At 34.3% G+C, this 23,432-nt stretch carries 14 protein-coding genes and 1 pseudogene; 3 read left to right on the top strand and 12 right to left on the bottom strand.

Going from position 1 to position 23,432, the window contains the following annotated elements; all coding sequences use genetic code 11:
* Positions 1-326 precede the first annotated feature (326 nt).
* Entirely contained in the window at positions 327-1,175 is an 849-nt protein-coding gene (locus tag ACIQ4I_RS13280; RefSeq protein WP_403096523.1) for a pyridoxamine kinase, read from the bottom strand.
* Between the two features lie 155 nt (positions 1,176-1,330).
* On the bottom strand, positions 1,331-1,633 hold the full coding sequence (locus ACIQ4I_RS13275) for a hypothetical protein (RefSeq protein WP_403096521.1): 303 nt from the start codon (positions 1,631-1,633) through the stop codon (positions 1,331-1,333).
* A 400-nt stretch (positions 1,634-2,033) separates the two neighbouring features.
* Between ACIQ4I_RS13275 and ACIQ4I_RS13270 the strand changes: the two are divergent.
* Together ACIQ4I_RS13270 and ACIQ4I_RS13265 are read left to right on the top strand one after the other, a co-directional pair.
* Positions 2,034-2,444: pseudogene (locus ACIQ4I_RS13270) on the top strand (DDE-type integrase/transposase/recombinase); the annotation flags it as partial.
* Positions 2,445-2,701: 257 nt separating this feature from the next.
* Positions 2,702-3,112 (top strand): hypothetical protein, encoded by a 411-nt coding sequence (locus ACIQ4I_RS13265; RefSeq protein ID WP_403096520.1) that lies wholly within the window; start codon positions 2,702-2,704, stop codon positions 3,110-3,112.
* Between the two features lie 270 nt (positions 3,113-3,382).
* On the opposite strand, the gene ACIQ4I_RS13260 is transcribed toward ACIQ4I_RS13265, so the two are convergent.
* The 8 genes from ACIQ4I_RS13260 to ACIQ4I_RS13225 form a co-directional block, all read right to left on the bottom strand.
* A complete protein-coding gene (locus ACIQ4I_RS13260; protein WP_403096519.1) occupies positions 3,383-5,986 on the bottom strand; it encodes a cation-translocating P-type ATPase in 2,604 nt (867 codons plus the stop codon).
* A gap of 702 nt (positions 5,987-6,688) precedes the next feature.
* Positions 6,689-7,156, bottom strand: coding sequence for an NUDIX domain-containing protein (locus tag ACIQ4I_RS13255; protein ID WP_403096518.1), 468 nt, complete (start codon positions 7,154-7,156; stop codon positions 6,689-6,691).
* A gap of 320 nt (positions 7,157-7,476) precedes the next feature.
* Positions 7,477-8,037, bottom strand: coding sequence for an NUDIX hydrolase (locus ACIQ4I_RS13250; RefSeq protein ID WP_403096516.1), 561 nt, complete (start codon positions 8,035-8,037; stop codon positions 7,477-7,479).
* 465 nt (positions 8,038-8,502) lie between these two features.
* Entirely contained in the window at positions 8,503-8,844 is a 342-nt protein-coding gene (locus ACIQ4I_RS13245) for a zinc ribbon domain-containing protein YjdM (RefSeq protein WP_403096515.1), read from the bottom strand.
* A 340-nt stretch (positions 8,845-9,184) separates the two neighbouring features.
* Positions 9,185-10,243 carry a DUF5776 domain-containing protein gene (locus tag ACIQ4I_RS13240; protein WP_403096514.1) on the bottom strand — a complete coding sequence of 353 codons (1,059 nt, stop codon included), beginning with the start codon at positions 10,241-10,243 and terminating at the stop codon, positions 9,185-9,187.
* A gap of 121 nt (positions 10,244-10,364) precedes the next feature.
* Entirely contained in the window at positions 10,365-11,567 is a 1,203-nt protein-coding gene (locus tag ACIQ4I_RS13235; protein ID WP_403096513.1) for a C39 family peptidase, read from the bottom strand.
* A gap of 791 nt (positions 11,568-12,358) precedes the next feature.
* Complete coding sequence (locus tag ACIQ4I_RS13230; RefSeq protein WP_403096511.1) at positions 12,359-13,606, bottom strand: dicarboxylate/amino acid:cation symporter; 1,248 nt, start codon at positions 13,604-13,606, stop codon at positions 12,359-12,361.
* Positions 13,607-13,858: 252 nt separating this feature from the next.
* Entirely contained in the window at positions 13,859-14,488 is a 630-nt protein-coding gene (locus ACIQ4I_RS13225; protein ID WP_403096510.1) for a hypothetical protein, read from the bottom strand.
* Between the two features lie 411 nt (positions 14,489-14,899).
* Between ACIQ4I_RS13225 and ACIQ4I_RS13220 the strand changes: the two genes are divergently transcribed.
* The gene (locus ACIQ4I_RS13220) at positions 14,900-17,680 is read left to right on the top strand and encodes a bifunctional diguanylate cyclase/phosphodiesterase (RefSeq protein WP_403096508.1); all 2,781 of its coding nucleotides are present in this window, start codon (positions 14,900-14,902) and stop codon (positions 17,678-17,680) included.
* 905 nt (positions 17,681-18,585) lie between these two features.
* Here the strand turns inward: ACIQ4I_RS13220 and ACIQ4I_RS13215 are convergent.
* Both ACIQ4I_RS13215 and ACIQ4I_RS13210 read right to left on the bottom strand, forming a co-directional pair.
* On the bottom strand, positions 18,586-20,727 hold the full coding sequence (locus tag ACIQ4I_RS13215) for a bifunctional diguanylate cyclase/phosphodiesterase (RefSeq protein ID WP_403096507.1): 2,142 nt from the start codon (positions 20,725-20,727) through the stop codon (positions 18,586-18,588).
* Between the two features lie 737 nt (positions 20,728-21,464).
* Positions 21,465-23,045: a multicopper oxidase family protein gene (locus ACIQ4I_RS13210; RefSeq protein ID WP_403096506.1), complete on the bottom strand. Its 1,581-nt coding sequence runs from the start codon at positions 23,043-23,045 to the stop codon at positions 21,465-21,467.
* Positions 23,046-23,432: the final 387 nt, after the last annotated feature.

Genomic DNA, 23,432 nt, shown 5'->3' with positions numbered 1-23,432 from the left:
TTATTAATTTTTGATGTCATGCTCAACATACCTTAATTAAACTATTAAGAATATGAACATTTTACGGTTATTTTTAAGAATTTCATATGAAATTAAGTATAATAATCATCATCCTATGTACTAATTTACCCAGAGGAGAATCTACTTTTTTACCTCGAGAATTTTACCAGTTTGTTTGATGCCAAGTAAGCCATTCTGTCTATTTCTTTTGGAAAAAAATAAAAATAAAACACCTCTAATTTGGAATCGGGTATAGATGAACTAGTTCCAAATTGAGGTGTATTTTTATAGAGATCCGACTTTCTAATGCTATGAAGTTACTACTTCTACAACAACATTTTCAAATATTTTTCAAAGTTAACGCCTGCTTCTTTCGGCGTTTCCGCCAAGGAAGTGTCATGGATTGCTGCAGTTAGAAAGTTTTCTGCAAGTTGGACGGATTTTCTTAAATCTTCCCCTCGCATCATGCCTCCCATAATGATCGACGCAAATAAATCTCCTGTACCGGAATAGCTTTTACCGTTGTACGGTATTGTACTATAAAATGTACTATCTCCATCCAAATACATATTTCCGATAAACTGTTCATCCGAATGGGATATGGGCAGATTTACTCCCGTTATAATGACTTGGGCACGCGTTTCTTGTTGCAAAGTCTTACCAGCTTCTTCTATTGCTTGAATAAAGTCTTTTTCATTTGAGTAATTATGTAGTTTGTCATAAGATAATCCCGTTAATAGACAACATTCCGTAACGTTGGGAGTAATCACATTAGCACACTTCACAAGTTCCCTCATTCGTAGGAGCAATTCATCTGTAAAAAGCTTATAAGCTTGCCCCATATCTCCCATTACTGGATCAACAAGTAAGCGTGTTTCTTTTGTTTGAAATGTATCTAAAAAACGGAAAATATTATTAATTTGCTCTCGGCCCGTAACGAAGCCTGTGTAGATACCGTCAAACGTTACATCCATCTTGCTCCATTCATCCTCAAAATAGTGCATTTTATCCGTAAAATCCTCGCAAAAAAAGCTTGGATAACCAGTTTGCGCAGACAGTATAGCAGTCGGCAAAGGACATGCCTGCACGCCCATTACCGAAAGAACCGGAATAGCAGCCGTTAATGAGCATCTTCCAAAAGATGATAAATCCTGTATTACCGCAACTTTTTTCATTGTACCAGTACCCTCCAAAAGGTGTATCGTGTTCCAACTTAAACTTTATTTATCGTATCATAAAAAAAGAATGTGGAAAATCCCTAATAAGAGATAAATAAGACGATATCTATTTAGCAAAAAAAAGGGTATTTAATGACACAACTATTACCTTTTTATTTACTCATTTGAGTTAAAATCATCAAAAATAGTATGGCCAGTATATGCATAATGGTCAACATTCCATAAAATAGTCCATCCACATTAATTACAAATAGATGTAAGGCAATAAGTAAAATAGTTTCCAATCCAAATAAGATGATTACAATCCCAATACGTTTTGCCATTAGTTTTTCGTTGTTTATCCTATCTTTCGCATATCCCGCTAAAAATGAAACACTACCTTTTCTCCAAATAAAAATTCCAAGAATGATAAAAAAACTACCAAGAAGAACACCAAAACCAAATTGTGCAAGCATATAATTCTCTCCTATCCTTAAGAAAATGTCTTAAACAGATAAGACTATATTCCAGTAACTAGGAATCACTTATAATTATTATATGTTGATAAAAAAGGGCAATCAATGCTTGAATTATATTTGGTGCTTTTCTACCGTTTTGCCAAAAAAATAACAAATTAGTATTTAAAAACATTTTTATTTTCTATATAATGGCAAATATATATGTGTGTAATAATTCAAAATACTCAGGAAAGGGTGATTATTATTGGATATAAACTCCCGTCAACCAAATAAGTCAATAGGATTATTCTTTATTACCCTTACGGCCTTTTGGTTTATTTTAATTTTTTACACTATCATTGCTGCCATTCCTACATCAGCAATTCCACTTGATTTGGAAAAGAGAACGCTTATCAGAACCATTTTAGATGTATTTAACAGTGAGATTGTAGCGTATTCGATTGGAGATTGTCAGGACACAACATTTGTATTGGATACACTGTCTCAAATCGATAATTTACCCGAAGGATGTATTCTTCATAGCGATCAAGGTTCAGTTTATACGTCATATACGTATCAAAGAGCAGTAAAAGCAAAAGGCATTACCATGAGCATGTCCCGTAAAGGAACGCCCGCTGATAATGCCCCAATTGAATCGTTTCATGCGACGCTAAAGTCAGAAACGTTCTATCTCGACGGATTAACTCGCACTACAACGGCCATTGTAGAGCAAACCGTACGAGAATATATAACTTATTATAACAATACTCGAATCCAAATAAAACTAAACAACCAGTCGCCGATTCATTATCGACAACTGGTTGGATGATGCTTTTTTGAGACTGTCTCATTTAAAGGGTTCAGTTCCACATATCTCTTATCTTTTTGTTTTTATTTGAAAATACACCAATTGTCAAGATAGATTCTTTTGTGAGTTCAATTAATCATTACTTTTAAAATCAAATATCCTTATTTGTATTTACATATTACTTTTCCAATCAAACCAAACAAATTTATGCTTAATCAACTTCTTTGTGGAGATCTTGCATATAGTGTATTACAAAATTAAAAGGAGGGGTCATGATAGTGAAACACGGAAATGCAACACCTGAACAATTTGAAATTCTAAGGGAGATTGGAAAACATCCAGATGGAACAGCACCTGGAATAATTTATAAGCATTTCGATTCACAGACATGGGAAGTTTTAAGAAGAGCAGAACATAACAATCCTGAAGAATTCGGTTCGGGTCAAGTATTTCAATTGTTATGTAAATTGGTGGCAGATCCGAAAATTTTCGAAAAAGTGGCAGAATCAAAAAAACATAAACGAATCACTTCACTGCCTGCCAATATACCTGAAAACGAGTTGGATCAAATTATTGAAGATGCGATTATTACCATGAACGAGGAAATCCAAAGTACAATTGAAGATATTAGTCAAAAAGTATTCAATGAAGTAAAAAATAAAATAAATAACGCCATATCAAATAAATAAAATTTGCAACTCGAATAATATGTCTCCAAATTTCTCGCAAAAGTAGAAAAGTAAAATTTCCGCTTTTGCGAGATTAATATTACTGATCTTCCAACTCTCCAATGACAAGTACTTTCAAAGTAAGATTCCCCTAATTCCCATTTTTTAAACCGAGTGCTAAAATTACATAAAAAAATTTCTATCATAATTTAACACTATACAAAACAGCTAACTGTTCTCACGAATCAGTTAGCTGTTTGAGTACTAATTAGTAATCATCTTTGAAAGGTATTATCTCCTTCTCACATACAAAACCTTAAACCACTGATTCACTAAAAACGGCATAAAGGATAATACATAAATAAAACCTAATTGAAGTCCACTAAGTTTTGCTACTTCAAACACACTTGTGAGCCCTGGCATAAATAATACTAAATGTAAGCACACAACCCCTATTATAAATGCTAGCCAAGTATATTTATTTGAAAATACCCCAATTGTGAAGATAGATTCTTTCGATCTGGAGTTGAAGCCGTGTACTAATCTTGACAAACATAGTGTTGTAAAGGCCATGGTGGTTGCTGTTATCGTATCGCCTGTGGCCAATCCCATTCGAAAAGCAATGATTGTAGAGATGGCAATTAATAAACCTTCGAGAAACACTTGGGTCGTAAATTTTTTATTTAGTAAAGGCATGTGAATATTTCTTGGCTTGTCCTTCATGATTTTTTTACTATGTGGCTCTAATCCTATGGCAATCGCTGGCAAACTATCCGTCAGTAAGTTAATAAATAATAGATGCACCGGTGCAAAAGGAACTGGAAGACCTAACACAGTTGCATATAGAACAACAAAAATCGCACCTGCATTCCCGGATAATAAGAACATGATGGCGTTTTTAATATTCGCATAGAGGCTTCTTCCATTTGAAATTGCTTTAACAATCGTAGAGAAATTATCATCCGTTAAGACCATGGAGGATGCATCTTTTGCTACCTCCGTACCGGCGACTCCCATCGCTACCCCGATATCGGCTTGTTTTAGTGCAGGTCCATCATTGACACCATCACCCGTCATCGCTACAACATTTCCTTTTTCCTGCCATGCTTTCACGATACGTAACTTATGCTCTGGTGATACGCGAGCGTAGACAGAGATATCTTGAACCTTTTCTTGGAGTTGTTCATCCGTTAATTCTTCAATTTCATATCCTTCGATGGCTTCGGATGGATTTTTTAAAATACCGATTTGTTTAGCTATTGCAGTTGCTGTAATTTTGTGATCACCAGTAATCATCACTGGTTTAATCCCCGCTTTTATACAGCTTGCAACGGCTGCCCTTGACTCCTCTCTTGGAGGATCCATCATTGCTATTAAACCAACAAAGGTTAAATCTTTTTCATCTTGTATATCAATTGATTGCTTTGCAATGTTCTTGTACGTAATAGCTAGTACGCGTAAACCGTTCTTAGAGAAGTTACGATTTACTATTTCGATTTTTTTACGATGTTCTTCTGTAAAATTACTAATTCCATTAGATGTCTCAATTTTTACAATTCTTGATAATAGAACATCTAATGCCCCTTTTGTAATCATGATATTTTGCTGATTGATACGATTCAATGTACTCATCAGCTTTCGATCTGAATCAAAAGGAATTTCAGAAATTCTTGGGTTGTTTTCTCTCACTGTTAACTCACTCAATTGAAACGCCCTGCCTAATTTGACAAGTGCCATTTCTGTAGGGTCACCAATTTCTTTTTGATCGCTTGTCACAGCATTATTACACAATAATGCTAATACTATGCATTGTTCCTGGATAGCATTGGATCTATTTAGTCGATCATATGGAATGATTTGTTGATCCACAAATACCTGCTGAACAGCCATTTTGTTTTGAGTGAGTGTCCCTGTTTTATCTGAACAAATAACAGATACACTTCCCAAACTTTCAACAGCGTAGAGCTTTCGTATAATGGCATTTTCTTTTGCCATTTTCTGTGTCCCAAAAGCTAGCACAATGGTAACGATTGAGCTTAAAGCTTCAGGAATTGCTGCAACTGCAAGCGATACAGCAAACATAAACGATTCTACTAACGCACGTCCTCGAACAAGATCAATCGTGAAAATGAATAAACAGATGATAGTTATTGCTAAAGCTAATTTTTCACCAAAATTATCTAAACTTACTTGTAATGGTGTTTTCTTCTCTTTTGCAGTATCTAGTAAATTTGCGATTTTTCCGATTTCGGTATCCATTCCAATTGCCGTAACAATAACAGTACCTCGTCCATTCGTGACAAAGCTTCCAGTGAAAACCATATTATTTTTATCCGCAATAGGTACATTGTCTTCGCTAATTGGATCAGTACTTTTCGCTACAGCTAATGATTCACCTGTCAACGAACTCTCATTTATTTGAAGATTATGGCTTTCTAATAATCTTCCATCAGCACTAACATAATCTCCAGCCTCTAAAAAGAGAATATCTCCTACTACTATTTCTTCCGAAAGAATCTCTATGATTTGATTATTTCGCATCACTTTTGCCACTGGGGAAGTCAATGCTTTCAGGTTATCCAAAGACTTTTCTGCCTTTATATGTTGAACAGTGCCAAGAATTGCGTTTAAAATAACGACAATCATAATGACAATCGTACTTCCCACTTCACCTAATAGAAATGAAATGGAAGCGGCGATTAATAAAATAATGACTAATAAATCTTTAAACTGACCAAAGAAAACGGCTAATATACTTGTTCTTTTACTTTCCTCCAATTCATTAAATCCATATTCTTCTTGTCTTATTTGGACGTCATAATCACTCAAGCCTTCATTTGTCACATCCAACAAATCCATAACTTCGACTGATGATTGTTGATGAAATTCTGACATATACTTCCCCTTTCTTTGTGATCATTAGAATATCTACGAATGAAAGAAAATTACAGCAGATACCCTAGTAGCTATAGATTCTAAAAAAATTCAAATGCATCATGGTGAATTCGCAAATTGATTGGAAGGAAGTTAACTATTAAACGATATACCCAGAGCAGTAGCATGCCAGTCCAATTGATTTAACGAAACCGTATCTTTGTTATTCACCTAAAACTTCACAATATTAAGTTGAAAGAATACTTCGATTAACTAATCTTTCAATTTGTAATCTGGAAGATTTCTATTATGTGGTTTACTTCTCTACCCCCAAATCACTGTAGCTCTTATACTATATTCACTGTATTCTTCCAGTATGATTAGAATAGATATAGATAAGAAATTAATTAAAATTTTGAATTGATATACTCCCATCTAACAAAGGTTTCGTATATTTTGGACACTACATTTTGACGGGGGACTTTTTGAAATGGGGTTAGCGATACATTAGCACATGGGCATTTATGCAAGATTATGTAAATGATTTTTACAACAATAAAAAATCCCCTCTGGATGTAGTGATTCATTCAGAGAGGATTTTTGTATAGAGATTAAATCATAAAGTTTGTACAGGTGATAGTGTGGAATTAAGTTTGATCAAAAATACCTTAGTAAATCATCTAATCTTTATTTACCTTAAGCCGCTTCTAATCTCTATCAATATTATCCCATATCTCCAACATAAGTTATCGATTTCTTATTTCTAAGACCATATTCTATTAAGAACGGTATTATTGCCTTTGGATAAAGATTTGTTTTTGGAAGGTCTTCCAATGGCAACCATTCAAGACTTAGCTGATCAGAATCAAGCTTTGACCCCTGTCCGAAAGAATTATCGTCATCAGGATACGGGCATTCGAAAAGATGAACAACCACATGCACTTGATTATCCCACTTAGCATGTTCATGGTTTTTTCCAATATACTCACTTACAAATAGCAGCTCTCCTACTTGAACTTTTAACCCAGTTTCTTCTATGCATTCTCTAACAACAGCTTCCTTTAAAGTTTCCCCTGGCTCTTGGCCACCACCAGGTAGGATGTTCATGAACTTGTTATAATCATATTTCTTAATCGTTAATATTTTGTTTTCATTAATTATAACTGCCTGTACCGAACTTCTAACTTTCACTTATAACATCCTCTCTTCTGACTTTCTGGATAATGTCTGTTATAAATTATGCGATTGTTTTTCTTTATGTATTTCTATCAGCTTCACTATAAAAAACTTCTTCTATTAGATAACTATATTTAAAGGGGGAAAACGAGGAATTTTTTACAAACAGCATATGGGGCGTCAACCTACACCAAAGCGAAAGGTGTATGGGCTCCATCCAACCTCCATCCACCTTTCGCTTCGCATTTTTAGGATTGGTAGCTTCTGACGGAAAAAGATTAGTAACAGGCATAGCTAATCCGATTATTTATCTAATCATCCATAATCCTTTTATCTTATGCAAAAACGCTTAATTTTTCATTCAATTTTTGGTAGATGATTTTCAAGTATGGTTCGCTGCATTTTTCAACTGCTTCGTCCAACGTCATCCATTGAATGGCGCTATTTTCATCGGGTTTGATTTTCGTTAGTTCGTTTTCATCTGCTTCGATTAAATAGGTCACGTTCAGGTGTACATGTGTAGCTACATGCTTGCCCTTTTTCACATGTCCGTCTACTCCGAGAATTTCCATCGAGTAGATTTCTTCAGATAAAGGTTTGATATTCGTTAAACCCGTTTCTTCTCCCGTTTCCTTTAGGGCAACGTGCAAAAGGTCGGGATCCCCATCCGCATGTCCCCCTATCCAAGACCAGGATTGATAAATATTATGATATGCCATCAAAACTTTTGTATGATTGTGATTCACAATCCAAGCAGAAGCCGTGAAATGGGCAAATTCATTTTCTCTCGTTAAAATATTGGAAAATGAATCGATATACTGCACCATAACTTCCCGTTCTTTTGCTTCTTGCTCATTGTAAGGTTGATAAGTAACTAGTTGATTTCTTAAATTCAAATGTCTCGGCCTCCGTTGATATTTCTTTATTATCGTTTTAATTGTAGCTTTGGAATAATATTTGGTCAAAATCATCTTGCTGAGACTCGTGAACTCGTGAGTACTAAAAAGGTTATCGTGAAACTGATTTAATAACAATAAAGCCCCATACCTTCTAATAAGGTATGAAGCTTTATTATCTATTCATTTGCATATTGCGTATCCAAACATATAATAATATTAAAACAAGATATATTATCATATATCTCTTTCTAAATTTAATTTTTTTAGAATAAAATATATATAAATATATAATAGATAAAATACCTAAAAATAATGGATACAGATCAAATAATTTATTCATTTTTACTGCCTCATTTTATCTGGACTTAACTGAATACACCAAAGCCGCTCTTAATGTTTAAGCTCATTCTCATATATTCATGCCATTCATCCTGAAGACATATAAACTTTTCTATAGTAAAATTACAGTTTTTTTACATATATTGACTTAATATAAAGGGCGCCAAATCCATCAGCTTTTCCTTCTAAATCATGTCCGTCTACATCACAAAAACGGATATTTTTTACTTTCGTCCCTACTTTAATATTCGAAGTTGCACCTTTGACGTTTAAATCTTTCACAACGGTTACGGTGTCGCCTTCTGTTAAAGGATTGCCTACGCTATCGCGAATAATGCTCGCCTCTACTGCTTCTTGTTGCTCATGTGCTGTCCATTCATGTGCACATTCCGGACAAACGAATAATGCTCCATCTTCATAGGTATATGTCGATTGACATTGTGGACAATTTGGAATTTGTTCCATTTACTTTCCTCCAATTGATTCTTTTTCCCCTCTAGCTTGCCATAAAATGCTCATTTCTACAATCTAATTCTTCAAACGTCATAAAAAAGATATAATTTCCGCTAAATAACCTATTTTTTTCAGAGTTCTTTAATAAAAATCATCTACAACATCTAATTTACTTGGCTTATTCATTGGGTAAAAAACTTAAATCTTTGAGTTAGGTAATATATTATTTAGAAATTAGTAAATACAAAAATCAAACTATTAGTCTAAAACAATTTTTTGAAATTTAAAGCATAAAACACAAGAAAACCTCAGTTGGTGAAATTGTCTTATACAACTTAATTAACGGCCTCTTTTATAAAAAAGGTCGAGTAACTCCTGCAATCACATTACAATGTGAATTTATGACTGGCGAGATCATCACTTTTGTTGGCCAAGATTCAATGATTTTGTTGTTACCTAAGTAAATAGCTACGTGCCAGATCGTATGTGTACCTGGTTGATAGTAGAAAATGAGATCACCACGTTGCCGTTGACTATATGGAACATGTTTAAATTGCTTTGATGCAAAAAGTTTACGACTATTCCATTCGTTTCCAGGGTGCGCATGTTGAATACTTGAAACAGGTACTGGATTTATCCCTCCTGCATAGAGTGCTTGAGTGACTAACCCACTGCAGTCAAGACCATAACTTGGGGATGAAGCTGCTCCAACAATATAAGGATTGCCTATATATTTATACGCTTGGCGAATCATGGCTTCGATATGTTCAGAACGGCCATCCCATCCATTGGCTTTTAGCGGTGCAATATAATTGTCTATGTTATACCATGAATTTTCACTAAACCCCAGTTTAATCCATGTTTTTAAATCCACATTTCCTGTAACCGGTAATTTATGCTTTGCTTGAAAGTTTCGAACAGCATAATATGTTGAATTATTATATTTTGCATAGCCATGTGTACCAATTATCCCTAATCTACGCATCACTTTCCATGTTTTTATACCCTCATAACCTCGTGATAAATTATAGCCAACTTTACCTGTTGGTTTGATCTGTTCGTATTGGACTTGGAAATATTGTTTTGGATTTTGATATCCTTTTGTTTTTACGATAAATTGTTTGTTTGCTGTAATATATTGACCGTTTGTTAGCTGTAAACGAGGTGTACCTTTTTCTGTTTCCACTACCCCTTTTACATGTAAATAGCTACCTTTTCTTAATATCTTATCCTTTTCTTTAAGCTCAACATCCTTGAATGAATAAATTCCAGATTTTACTTTTACAATTTTCGGATTACTATTATAATAGGGTGATTCTAATGCTTCTGCATGTACATTTGAGTGAGATATCGTCACACCCAATCCAATGACAGCTATTACTGCTAAACTTTTCATCCATTTGAAACTCATTTGTCTTACCCCTCTGTATTTTTAACTTATTAATATATGAAAAATTAGTATGAAAATATTAAAAGAACTATTTCACTCAAAACTAATATGCTTTCTTTATTCTAATTCTCTCAGAATCATTCTAATAACTAATTGTACGATACTTATCATCTTTACGATGTTGTTCTAAAGCTTTAATAGACATGCTGCTTTTTTTGCCAGTCCATGGATCATTGTAATAAGCCCTAGTGCTTGAATAGCCCGTTATAGTTAAGGCATGATTGATGAAGCCATCTACACCTGCAACCCATACGACAACTGGATGATTACGATTGATTTGTTTTTTTATAGATGTGAAGGATACTCCTGTCATATTAATTGAAGTACCTGCATGTTTTTTTACTAAATTCATCAATGCAGGTGGGAAAATCCACCATCCTGTAGTTTTATAGGGATTGCCCACAAAGCCAAGATTACCATCTAATGTGGCTGTTCTTGGCATTTCTTCTGCCAACTGAATTTTATTTACTTTTGTACCTGCATACTGCAACATCATAGTTACTGCTGTAATTTCACAACCCGTTGGCAATTCTGGACGTTGATTGATTACTTTAACATTTAATTTTTTGTAATTGGAGCTTAACCCGTTCCCTTCAATCCACCCTAGGTATTTTCCTTTATAAGAAATGCGGAACCAAATTTTACCGTTCACTTTTGCTGTGCGACTTACGAATACTTCTTTACTTTTATAATTGAAACTAAAATAACTTGGTTTTAGTGATTTAGCATCTACGTTATAAGGGTTATTTTTATAGATTGGGTAATTCTTCTTTTGGATTGTTTTCACCTGTAAAAAATAGTTTACTTTTTTCTCATTTTTTTTCTTATAGTAAATATGAGACGGTTTTTTATTATTTTTTTTATTATTCTTTTCATTATTATTCTTTTCATTATTATTTGGTTTGCTCTGATCAACTTCTTCGTTTTGAGGTGGTTTGTTGCTTACGTTATCATCCGTTGATTCGTCCTCACTAGACTCTTCATCACTTGTACTATTATCCGTTGAATCATCCTCATTAGACTGTTGATCATTGCTTGTACTATTATCTGCAGTGGCACTTGTTGATGCACGATCTAACAATTCCTTTTGACTACTATTCTTCAAATCCTTAATTGCTTGTGTATTTTGTAAAATCCTCTCTCTTTCTTTGTCACTTTTTGAATAATTAATTTCATTTTTTGTATCAGTTTTGCTAGTTGCTTTTGCCACGTCAACTCCACTGATGAGTGACTGAACTAACATCGCGATACTCAATATTAATGCTGTAAACCATTTCTTATTCACTACAATATCCTCCATAAAACATAATTATTATCTTATTCTTCTGAACTTTACATACATAATTTTTAACTATTAAAATCGGAATATAAATTATATACTTTTAACTTTTTTAGATTAAATTCCATCGCTACTATTCATAACATCGTTAATTATCTTTATGTACAATATATTAATATGTTTTTCAGGGAAAATGCTCTGCCCTGTCAGCGCGGAAAGCGAAACGTCTACCCACAGTAGGAATCACAAGTCTTATTTATCTGAATTATTTGTAAAATAAAAGTATGCAGGATACCTTCTGAATACTTTTGTGTTAAGATAGCTCGATCTAATCCATCAAATACATTATTTGTGATGACAATAACGTTATTGGCTCGTTATTATACTTACTCCAATTATGAGTGAATCCTTGATTCGAAAGGCCTGAAGTATCTATATTAAGCCTTCTTTGTCATGGCCATCGAATATCACAATCAACAAAGTAGATTGCTCCCAACGTTTAAAAATTCTTTTCTTACACTTCCTACTATTAAATTAGTTAAAATGAACCCCTGCCTTTCTACCTAATGATAATGCATATAAACCCCAAATTCCATAGTTTTTTATTGTCACAATTATTGCTACCCTACAATTTCCTTAGTATAACTTACATTTTCAGTATGTTCTCTATAATGTATATAGATGCGTAAATTCATCCCATATTCGATCAAATTTCCTAAATTAGATTACCAAATTTGCTCAGGAACTCTTAAAACCGCAAAAGCTCTGATTCCTCCATCCGGGAATCAGAGCCTTGTCTAATTTTCATTTTCACTTTTATCAACAATCGCGGCACCAACAATATCCCCTGTTACATTACATGTTGTAAAAATCATATCGGTAATTACATTCACGCCAGCAGTTAACCCAACAATTTCAATAGGCAATCCTGCTTGTGTAAATACAATCGAGAGGCCAATCATCCCTGCACCTGGAACTCCTGCAGTTCCAATGGCCGCCAATGTTCCTGCTAAAATGATGCCAATTATGGCACCGACACTAAATTCATAACCAACAACATTCGCAGCAAGAACAACACCGACTCCAAAATGAATGGCGGATCCATTCATATTCACCGTTGCACCAATCGGTAAGGTGAAATTCGCAACTGTATCACTTATACCCGCTTTCTTCGCGGATTTAAGCGTGACTGGCAATGTCCCTAAACTACTACAAGTCACAAAAGCTGTCATCATAGCTTCACGAACATCTTTGAAAAACTTAAAAACGGGAACTTTAAATAAGAGCAGTATGATAGGAAAAATAATCATTATTTGAATACCTACACCTAAATATGAGGCACCAACATATTTAGAAAGCGCATACAACGCTTCAAGACCTTGATTGCCAACTGTAGAAGCTGTGATCCCAAGCACCCCAATTGGAGCATATTGCAAGACTCCATTTAAAATGCGAGAACTCAATTCACTCCCTGCTTCCATCAACTTCAATAAAAGATTGCCCCATTCAGCAACGGTTGTCTCTTTAGAATGTCTCATGAATGAAATGGCAAAACCCGCAATTACCGCAACAAACACAATACTTAAAATCTCACCCTTTGCTAGCGCGTCAAAAATATTGGTCGGTACAATATTCAAAATGACATCGATTAGCGAAGGTGCATCCGGTACCTCAACTTCTGTATCTTTCGGTAACGTTAATCCCTCTCCAGGATTAATGAATATGGCAACCAACAGACCAATCCCCACAGCTAATGCTGTAGTGAGAATGTAGTAAGGAAAAATCTTCCCACCAATACTTCCCAGTTTCTTAGGATCCGTGGTATTGACTGACACCACCAAGGTGAATAAAATTAGCGGAACCACAACCATCTTCAACAGATTTAAAAAGAGTTTACCAAAAGGTGATAAAACACTTGCAGATGGACCAAAGATTAACCCAATAATAATACCGACAATAAATCCAATCGTAATCTTTAATGCAAATGATTTCTTATAATACCATTTCCATAATAATTTTATGGATTGTCCTCCTTTCAATTTCATGATATAAAGCTTTTGTAAATTTTTGTGAGATATCTAAAAATCAAATGAATACAGGATGTGAGATTTTTGTGAATGAGGTAAAGGGTTTAAAGTAATCATATTAAATATGATAGAAATTCATGACAAATTATTGAATATTTCATGAAGAAAAAAACACAGCTGATAGATCATCAGCTGCGTTTTTTTGTAGGTTCAATTATAACCAGTTGTCAAATAACATAGTTTCACTATTTAAGCAACGGATAGTTCATATTAATAATAATGAATATTCTCCAACACATATTGCCCGTTTTTTAATTGTGTAAATCTAAAATAAATTGTGACGGTATTCATTGGACTATAGTTTTCGGGTTGGAAATCGTATGAAAAATTAGCCCATCCATCTCCTTTATGTGCATAACTATTTTTCACTTTAGAAGTAGTTACTTTCATTACAGCTTTCGAGTATTTTGATATGGAATCTTTAGAATTTACTTTTCTGGTTCCTTTTACTTTTTTGCTGTAATCATCTTTTGTATATTGATGTCCAAGTAAATAGTCTGTTTTTGTATGTGGTGCTACGTGTTTGTTAACATATGAATTAAAAGTTGTTGTTTTTCCATCTTTAAGAGAACCACCGTAAATTTTAATCAGTTTTGCAGCTTCCGGTTTTAATTCGTTTTTTACTGTACTCGTTTTAAAATTTTTTGGAAGTGTCAGTACTCCTTTTTTCGAAACAGAAGTCGCTACAGTTTTTGTACTCGTAGATACAGCTGTTGCGTTCACTTTGTTTACTTCGACGGTTTTTGCTTCAGCCCATGTTGTGCCAAATAAAAGGCTACCTGCAACAATCGTAGAAATTAGCATACTTTTTTTGAATAAATTATTCCTTTGTTTAAACATGTTTTAATCACTCCTATTTTCCTTATAAAATCCCATTTCATTAAATATTTATTTATTTTATCACAAAAAATCTATTTTTTTACATTTTTAATAAAATAAGTATAAATTACTCAATTATTTATTTTTTATATGAATCGATGTACTTGTTTTTATTTCATCAAAAAATATATTTTTCAATGTCCATCGTCCAATTTTCTTATCTTCAGTTACTTTTCTACCAACCAGCACTTTATAAACCTAGAATTTTTTGATAAAAATATGAATTTAGTCATAAATTAAAAGTTATTTTTACCATTTCATTATCTTATTTTTACTAAATAATTTATCGAACAAAAGACTTTTTTTCATTTTATTCAATGCAATTCGAGGTATAATATTACTATATATTTCTAAAAAAGGAATGAGTACTTTATGTTAAGAGAACAAACAAGATATTCTCGTCTTGCGAATATAACGAAAATGATCAACACGAAGCTTGATTTACGTGAAGTGCTAAATCAAGTAACGGTCGCCATATCTGAAGAAATTGTTCAATGTCATTCTGTCTGCATCTATTTACCACAACAAGATGGTTCATTTAAGGGGTATGTAAGAAATGGTCATAAAATAGGTCTGCAAATAATTAATCCTGATAGTGATTTACTAGTAAAAGAAGCCATTGTAACAAAGAAAACAATCTATATTCCGGACACATCAAAGGATCATCGACCTGACCCACGAGCATTAGAAGAATTTCAGATTCAATCTTTATTAGTTCTACCTATCGCTTTTGAAGAAGAATTATTTGGTCTCGTTTTCTTATTCGATGATGGAATGCCTATGTGCTTGACTGAAACAGAAATCCAAACGATTGAGGCCTATGTGAATATGGCTGCTGTTGCTATTCAAAATGCAAACAATTTAACTTATAAAGAACATCTTATTAAAGAAAAGCAGTTACTGCTTGATGCAACAAGTGATTTATCAATGTGTTCAACCATGCAAGAGAGTATTGATAAATGTTTTTTCTATTTAGCGCAAGTTTTAGATACAAATAATATCGGTATTCATTTATTTGATCCGGTGTCTAGAAAAAAATTCAAGCCAGCAACCATAAGTAAAGATGGTGACTGGACTGAAGAAGAATGGCTCACTATACATAAAAAAGCAGATGTTGACCTAAGCAACGATGCTGTAATGCAAGAAGTATTTAAAACAAAAAAAGCGCTTTATATTCCTGATGTCTATAAAGATGAAAGGCCGAATCACTATGCTTGTCGTGAATTTGGTATGAAGAGTCTACTAATGCTCCCTTTAAACTCAATGGGTGTGAATTTAGGACAAATATGTGTTGGCATTCTTGAAGAAGAGGAAATTTATTATTCAGAAGCTGAATTTCAACTAGCACAGTCTATTATCGATGCGACAGCATCCACTTTATCAAATCTTCTATATATGGAGAAGCAAGCGGTAATTATCGAGGAAAGTACATCGGAAATAATTGTGAAAAATCAAGAACTTGAAAGTGTTGTAGCAGAATTACAACGACTAAGTCGAGAGAAAGAATTACTACTCAACTCTGCAGGTGAAGGAATCTTCGGATTAGACCTTAACCGAAATATTACATTCTGCAATCCAGCAGGAGCACATATGTTAGGTTACGAAACAGAAATCGAATTAATCGGAAAATCTGTACGCACTATTCAGGGAAATCAATCAGAAAGACCCAAAAGTATTTTAAAGCTTAACCCGAATAGTTGTATGAAAGAAGGGAAATTTTTTAGAAAAGACAATTCCAGCTTTCCTGTTGAATATGTTGTCTCTTTAATCAAGGAAAAAGGTGAAATTGTAGGCGAAGTTGTTACATTTAAAGATATCACGCGAAGAAAGCAATTAGAAAAAGAGATCACGTACCAGGCACATTTTGATAGCTTAACAGATTTACCTAACAGAATTCTATTAACAGAAAGATTAACGCAAGGAATACTGTATGCACAAGAGAACGCGGAAAAAGTAGCCGTGTTGTATCTTGATTTAGACCGTTTTAAATATATAAATGATTCGCTTGGTCATAGTTTTGGAGATCTATTACTAAGTGAAGTCGCTAGTCGTCTACGCGAATGCGTACCGAACTCAGCAACATTATCGCGTCAAGGTGGAGACGAATTTGCTATCTGTTTACCCCATATTCAAAGTGAAAATGATATTTTACAAGTTGTTAATCGGATTATAGCTACTTTTTCTAAGCCCTTTAATTTACTAAACAATGAAATATATATAAAAACGAGTATTGGTATCAGTCTATACCCTGATCATGGCGAAACGACTGAAATTCTAATCAAAAATGCCGACACAGCTATGTACAAATCAAAAGAAACAACAGGGACTAGTTATCATTTCTTTAGTAAAACAATGGATATGAAAACCTTTGAAAATATTAAATTAGAAAATGATCTTTACAAAGCTTTGCAACAAGATGAACTTGTTCTCTTTTATCAGCCACAAATTAACTATAAAACAAATCATCTTGAAGGCGTTGAAGCTTTAGTAAGATGGAATCATCCAGAACAAGGAATAATTTCACCAGATAAGTTTATTCCAATTGCGGAAGAAACAGGTTTAATCGTTCCAATTGGTGAATGGGTTCTTACAGAAGCTTGCAAACAGATAAAAGCATGGCATAATCAAGGTTTTCTATTAAAAAGTATGTCAGTAAACTTATCAGTACGTCAGTTTGAACAAAACAATCTATTTTCTATCGTTAAAAACGTATTAGACAAGGTGGGACTTTCACCTGAGCATTTACATCTAGAGCTCACAGAAAATCTGATTGTTAAAAATACAGTGTTAACCTTGCAAACAATGAAACAATTAAATAGTTTAGGAATTAACTTAGCGATTGATGATTTTGGCACTGGCTATTCATCTTTAGGATATCTAAAAAATTTGCCCATCTCTACTTTGAAAATTGATAAATGCTTTGTACAAGACATGATAAGGGATGAAGCTGCGATTACAAATACAATCATTACCTTAGCTCGAAATTTAAAGCTTGACGTGATTGCTGAAGGTGTCGAAACAAAGGAACAAGCAGAATTTTTATATACTCAAAATTGTTATTTGATGCAAGGGTATTTTTTCAGTAAACCATTGGCTGCGGAGGATTTTGTGGAACAATATTTTTCGAATAATTCTAAATTGATTAAAATATGATTTATTTATAAATGAAAAATACGAATATTATTTGCCTGATTTAGAACAAACGATCAGCTCTTCATTCCGCTACAGACGGACGCTTTCCGCGGGCAAGCATCAGATGTTTTCCTGCATCGAAAGTGTAACGGCAGATGCAAGCCTCCTCGGGCCAACACGATGTTGGTCACGAAGCCGTTGCCACATGATGTGGCGTTCTTAGGCTTTGTTCCTTAAAACCGTTCGTGCGGGGTCTTGATTCGCTTGCTTTTCCCGCAGGACTATGAATGAACCTCATTGAATTAACATCGCACGAAGGAAATGCGAATGCATTTTCGAGGAGTCGCCGTCTTTCGCTCCATTAGAAATATTTTATAGGATATGGAATGAAACAACGTTCATTCAAATGTATTAAGTTCATATTTTTACGGTAAACATCGAATTATGAAATTGATTCAATTATTAATAAAACGAAATAAATCATGAAAGTTACTCGGGATTCCCCTTCTCTAAATGATTCTTTGCAAGCAAAGGTACTGGCTACAAAATTAAACATTAGAAAACCTCACCATATCTACTTTTGCTGGTGAGGTTTTCTAATATACTTTTCATGTGAATACTAACTTCTATCAAATACAAGCGTGTTGTTTAGGATAAAATAGAAAGAATGTTCTTCTGTAATCTTACTTTCAAGATGCTTGTGTCTCATTGTTTATTGATTGTAGCGGAGGATCGCTCGACTCCCGCGGGAATAGCGTGACAACTGAGACCCTGCACGTAGCGTAGCGAAGGAAGCGGCTCAGCGCACGCCCGCAGGAAAGCGAGCGATCCGTAGCGGGTATCGGTTGATCATACTTTTTTAATGAATAATAAACACGCATGATCAAGATATAAATTAATTTGTAGTAAGGTTTACTCCTCTTATATCAAATATAGCTATAATTTTGCTGTTGTGATGCTTCAATTTTAGATGATAGTTCATCTGGTGATAAAGGTTTACCACACAAGTAACCCTGAATATAATCACAATCAAGTTTAGCTAAAAATTCAAATTGATCGATTTCTTCCACTCCTTCAGCAACGATTTTCAATTTAAGGTGCTTTGCCAAAGAAATAATCATTGAAATAAGTAACGCGTCTCTATCATTCGAGTGGATATTTTTTACAAACGCACGATCAATTTTCAAACAATCAATAGGAAAATCCTTCAAATACGATAAAGAAGAATAGCCAGTTCCAAAGTCATCGATTGCGATTTTAACACCTAACTGCTTTAAATTATGCAATGTCTCAATTGTATAATGTTTATCCATCGTCATACTTTCCGTAATTTCAAGTTCTAAATAATCCGGAGACAAATGCGTTTTTTCCAATGTATCTTTTACAATCTCTACTAAGTTATGTTGCAAAAATTGCCGAATGGATAGATTAACAGCCACACCTAAATTTGAATTTCCTTCATCATGCCATTTCTGGGTTTGTTTACAAGCCGTCTCTAATACCCATTCTCCAATTGGCACAATAAGACCCGATTCTTCTGCAATTGGTATAAAAGTAGCTGGAGAAATCACCCCTTTTTTTGGATGTTTCCATCGAAGTAAAGCCTCTACAAAGTCAATACGCCCTGTACCTACATCAACCTGAGGCTGATATTCCAAAAAAAGTTCACCGTTTTCAAGTGCATAATGCAAATCATGTTCAAGCAACAGACGCTCTTCAAGATGTTGTTCCATTTTTGGTTTATAAAATTTGTAACGTTTCACATCTTTTTTCGCTTTACGCATGGCAATTTGTGCATGTTTTAAAAGCTCTTCAATGCTTTGTCCATGGTCAGGATAAATAGTAACACCAATATTTAAATTAACTTTTAACTGAAAATGCTGTATCTGAAATTGTTCTTTCATAGCCTGATGAATTTGATTGCAGACAGTAAGAACATCATCTTGAGCTTTTATTTCATGAAGGATGATTGTAAATTCTCCACCACTTAATCTACTAATAAATATTTCGCTTGGAAGTGATTCCCGTAATCGAATGGATACTTCTTTTATAACTGTATCTGTAAATGTACTACCAAGTGATTCATAGATGACCTTAAGTCGATCTATCTTTAGCATTAGAATAGCTGTTTTCGTATCTTTCTTCTGAAGATCTGTTGTCAGTACTTCATTTAAGAACCTTGAATTTGGTAATCCTGTCAATTCATCATGATAAGCTGTATAGTGAAGAGATTCTTTAGAACTTTCCAATTTAGCTTTTGTCTCTATTAACAACTTAAAAGGCTCTTCCACTGATGAATAATATAGTGCCTTTAAGAAATAGTGGTAGCTCACTAATTGAATTACATGGCCGATAAAATTTCGTATATCGTATACATTATTATATGTAGTAAACATCACATCACCAAGAATCATAAAGATTGATCCTATTATGATCATTGTTTTTTCAATTGGACTTGAATTTCTATTTTTCCACAAATACACAATCAATGTAATTTGCAATAGAAGAGATAGAAATTGAAGGGACTTCTTTAATAAGGTTGGACCCACACCATCGATGAACAGTGGTGGGAGAAAATGGTTTGTGTTGAAAACCAAAAGCATCCAAATTGCTGCGTATAAAAATGCAAAACCATATGTAATTCTACGTTGGGCAGGCCTAACCTTTTTGGGCTTTAATATGTATATAATCAATAAACCAATAGGTAATGTTAAACGGCCAATGATATAGAACCAAGTGGCTGAATATGGTGAACTGTTTTCTATAAAAAATGGCATGCCTTTATAGGACAATGTATGAATAATTTCTATTAGTCCTAAAGAGAGAAAAAGAGCTCCAATATACAATCGTCTATTCGATAAAATATAAGGAACAATCAACCACGCCTGAATAGCAATCGAAAATGAAGCAACGATAATAAGTATCTCCATCATTAAATGAATAGCAACATATTTTTTTTCTCCAAAGATACTATAAAATTGATTATTATATATAAGGACTAGCGCAAGAAGAATAAGTATACACACTAGTTCCAATCGGTATTTTTTTAAAAAATCAAGAACGTCCATATTATTTGTTTATCTCCTTCACCTTCGCAAAATACAAAACGCCAATTAATCACAATTCATTAATTGAACATAGACATTTATCCCATATAGATCACTTTAACCAAATACATTATACCTATAAATAATACAATATTATATAAATAATATAATCATTTTCTTCATTTACTTATTTTATTCACGTTTTAGTCATTAATTAGCCACTAAATGATACTTGGTTTTAAATTGTAAATCATTCATGAGCTGTTATCTCCCAACTCAGGCATGAATAATTTTATAGTCATATCTCAAATGTTGGGGTAAGACATCAAATTATCTAATGCATCTGTTCCGGTGAATGCCCCCTGACTGGCTGACAAGCCTCCTCGGGGCAACAGGATGTTGGTCACGGAGTCGTTGCCACAGGACGTGGCGTTCTTAGACCCCGTTACTTAATTGCTCCTACGGTTACTCGTCGCGAAAATCCTTTCACACAGGTGTAACTTTGTAAAAAAGATTGATCATTTAAAATAACCTCTTCGGATAACTTATCCGTAAGAGGTTATTTTATTTTTTCTGAAAATGAGAGGTCGTTCTATCTTGTCTAATGAATTCGAGTGGCTACATTACAAATTAGAAGAAGGTGCATTAGTGCTTTTGAAAAAATTTTTTTTGAAACATTTGATGAAGACTATAAAAATTCCACTGTAGAGAATAGACACAATAGCTCTCTGTGCATGTCATAATCATTGCTTAGTAGTCTAGATAAGCCAATTATTGTTATCTATACCCCTCACCTTTTCTCCAATTCTGTGCTTTAAAATCTCAATGGGACGCATCATTTCGTGATCTTCATGCTCCAACATGTGACAATGCCATACATAACGCCCGGTGAAGGGTCCAAAACGGGCTATAAAGGACGTGACGTAACCAAAAGGTGTCCGAATTGTATCCTTTAATCCCCTTTCATAGGGATTAGGAGGAATGGGTGGTCCTGTAAAAATAAGGTTTCCGTTTTTTTGGAATTGAGAAACATCAAAAGGCTGGCGATCAAGAATTCGAAGGTCGACCAAATGGAGATGAATGGAATGAGGGTTATCATCGATTAAATTAATTATTCGCCAAATTTCAACGGTATCTACTTCAATTCTTTCAGATATTCGGTCTATCCACATTTTCCCATCCAATAAATTCAAAGATCGACCATATTCATCCTTGGTTTTGATAAGTGTCAAATCTCTTGTTCTTTTTGCCATACTTCTTGAAAGTTGTTTGATTTCCCCTAAATATAAAGGAAGGGAGCTGGTATCTGCCCTTTTTAAGGGAACGGATACTCTGAATTGCATGACATCTGTTGTTTCAGGAGATGCACTCTTGGTGACATTTTTGAGAGTAATAGTTTGACCGTAGTATTGAGAAAAATCAATGATCACATCTACTCGCTCGGCACTCATAAGAATAAATTCATTAATTTTCACTGTTGTTTCAAGTAAGCCACCATCCGTGCCAATTTGATAAAAGGGCTGATTAGTGTCCATTTTTAATGTAAGGGTTCGACTATTGGATCCGTTTAAAAATCGAAATCGGTATTTTCTTGGTTCAACGTCCAGAAATGGATAAACCTTCCCGTTTACTAGAATGAAATCTGCATCAAAAGGAGGGACAATAGAGGGATGAGGAAGACCTAGGTCGTTTTGATCCGGTTTATTGGGGTAGTAAAGTGATCCGTCTGGGTTGAACGAGCGGTCCACAATGAAAAGAGGGATTTCATATTTTCCTTTAGGAAGATTAAGTGATTGTTCATGCAAGTCGCGAATGAGATAGAATCCCGCGAGTCCCGCATAAACGTTTAATCTTGTTATTCCCACCGTGTGGTCGTGATACCATAGTGTAGTTGCCCGTTCAATGTTCGGATACGTATATATTTTCCTTTCAAACAAAGGTCCCGTTTGTTCAAAATTTCTCGTGAACCACGCTTCAGGGTAACCATCACTATGGGCAGGCGTCCTTCCTCCATGTAAATGTACAACGCTTCTCCCTTCTGGAAGAGTGATTTCGGACCCATGAATCGTTGTATCGACAGGAAGAAAGTGCTTATTGGGCAGATCATTCATCCATTTAACAAACACTGTTTCATTTCTCATCACTTCGAAGGTAGGTCCCGGAAATGTTCCTTCATAACCCCATAAACGGGTTGGTCCGAGGTCCCTGTGTAGCTTCTGAGAAAACTCCTTCATGTTCACTTCGTAATATGAACTATTATTATATCGCGTCTTAGGAGATAAGATGTTTGGAATAGGCAGTTCATCCACGAACTTTTGCAGCTTTATCTTTTCAGGCATAAGAATATAGAACCTCCTTACTGGTAAGAACTACTGAGTAAATATATGAACGTGAACTTGTTCATTATGTCTATACAAATGTTCCTTATCCTACGTACATTGGCTTTAGTTGAATAAGGATATCTAAAAATAACCAAACTTTATTATAAAGCTACATTCGGGGGCTCGGCTGCCAGTTTTTCGGCAGGTGCGTCAGGGCAAACACCCCCACTTTTATTCACAGAAAAAAACCGTTGATGCTTATCCATCAACTGTCAGTGATAATAGTTTGTTTCGAATTGATCGGCAGAAAATAGTGTAAGAACATCATCCAACTATAGTTAAAGAATGATTTATTTCATTCTTTCATTGCAGATGAAGTTGGAAATTCACTTATATTTTAGACTA

The organism is Rummeliibacillus sp. NPDC094406, assembly GCF_044763875.1.
Classification (GTDB): Bacteria; Bacillota; Bacilli; order Bacillales_A; family Planococcaceae; genus Rummeliibacillus.
This window is presented reverse-complemented; position numbering and strand designations above follow the sequence as displayed.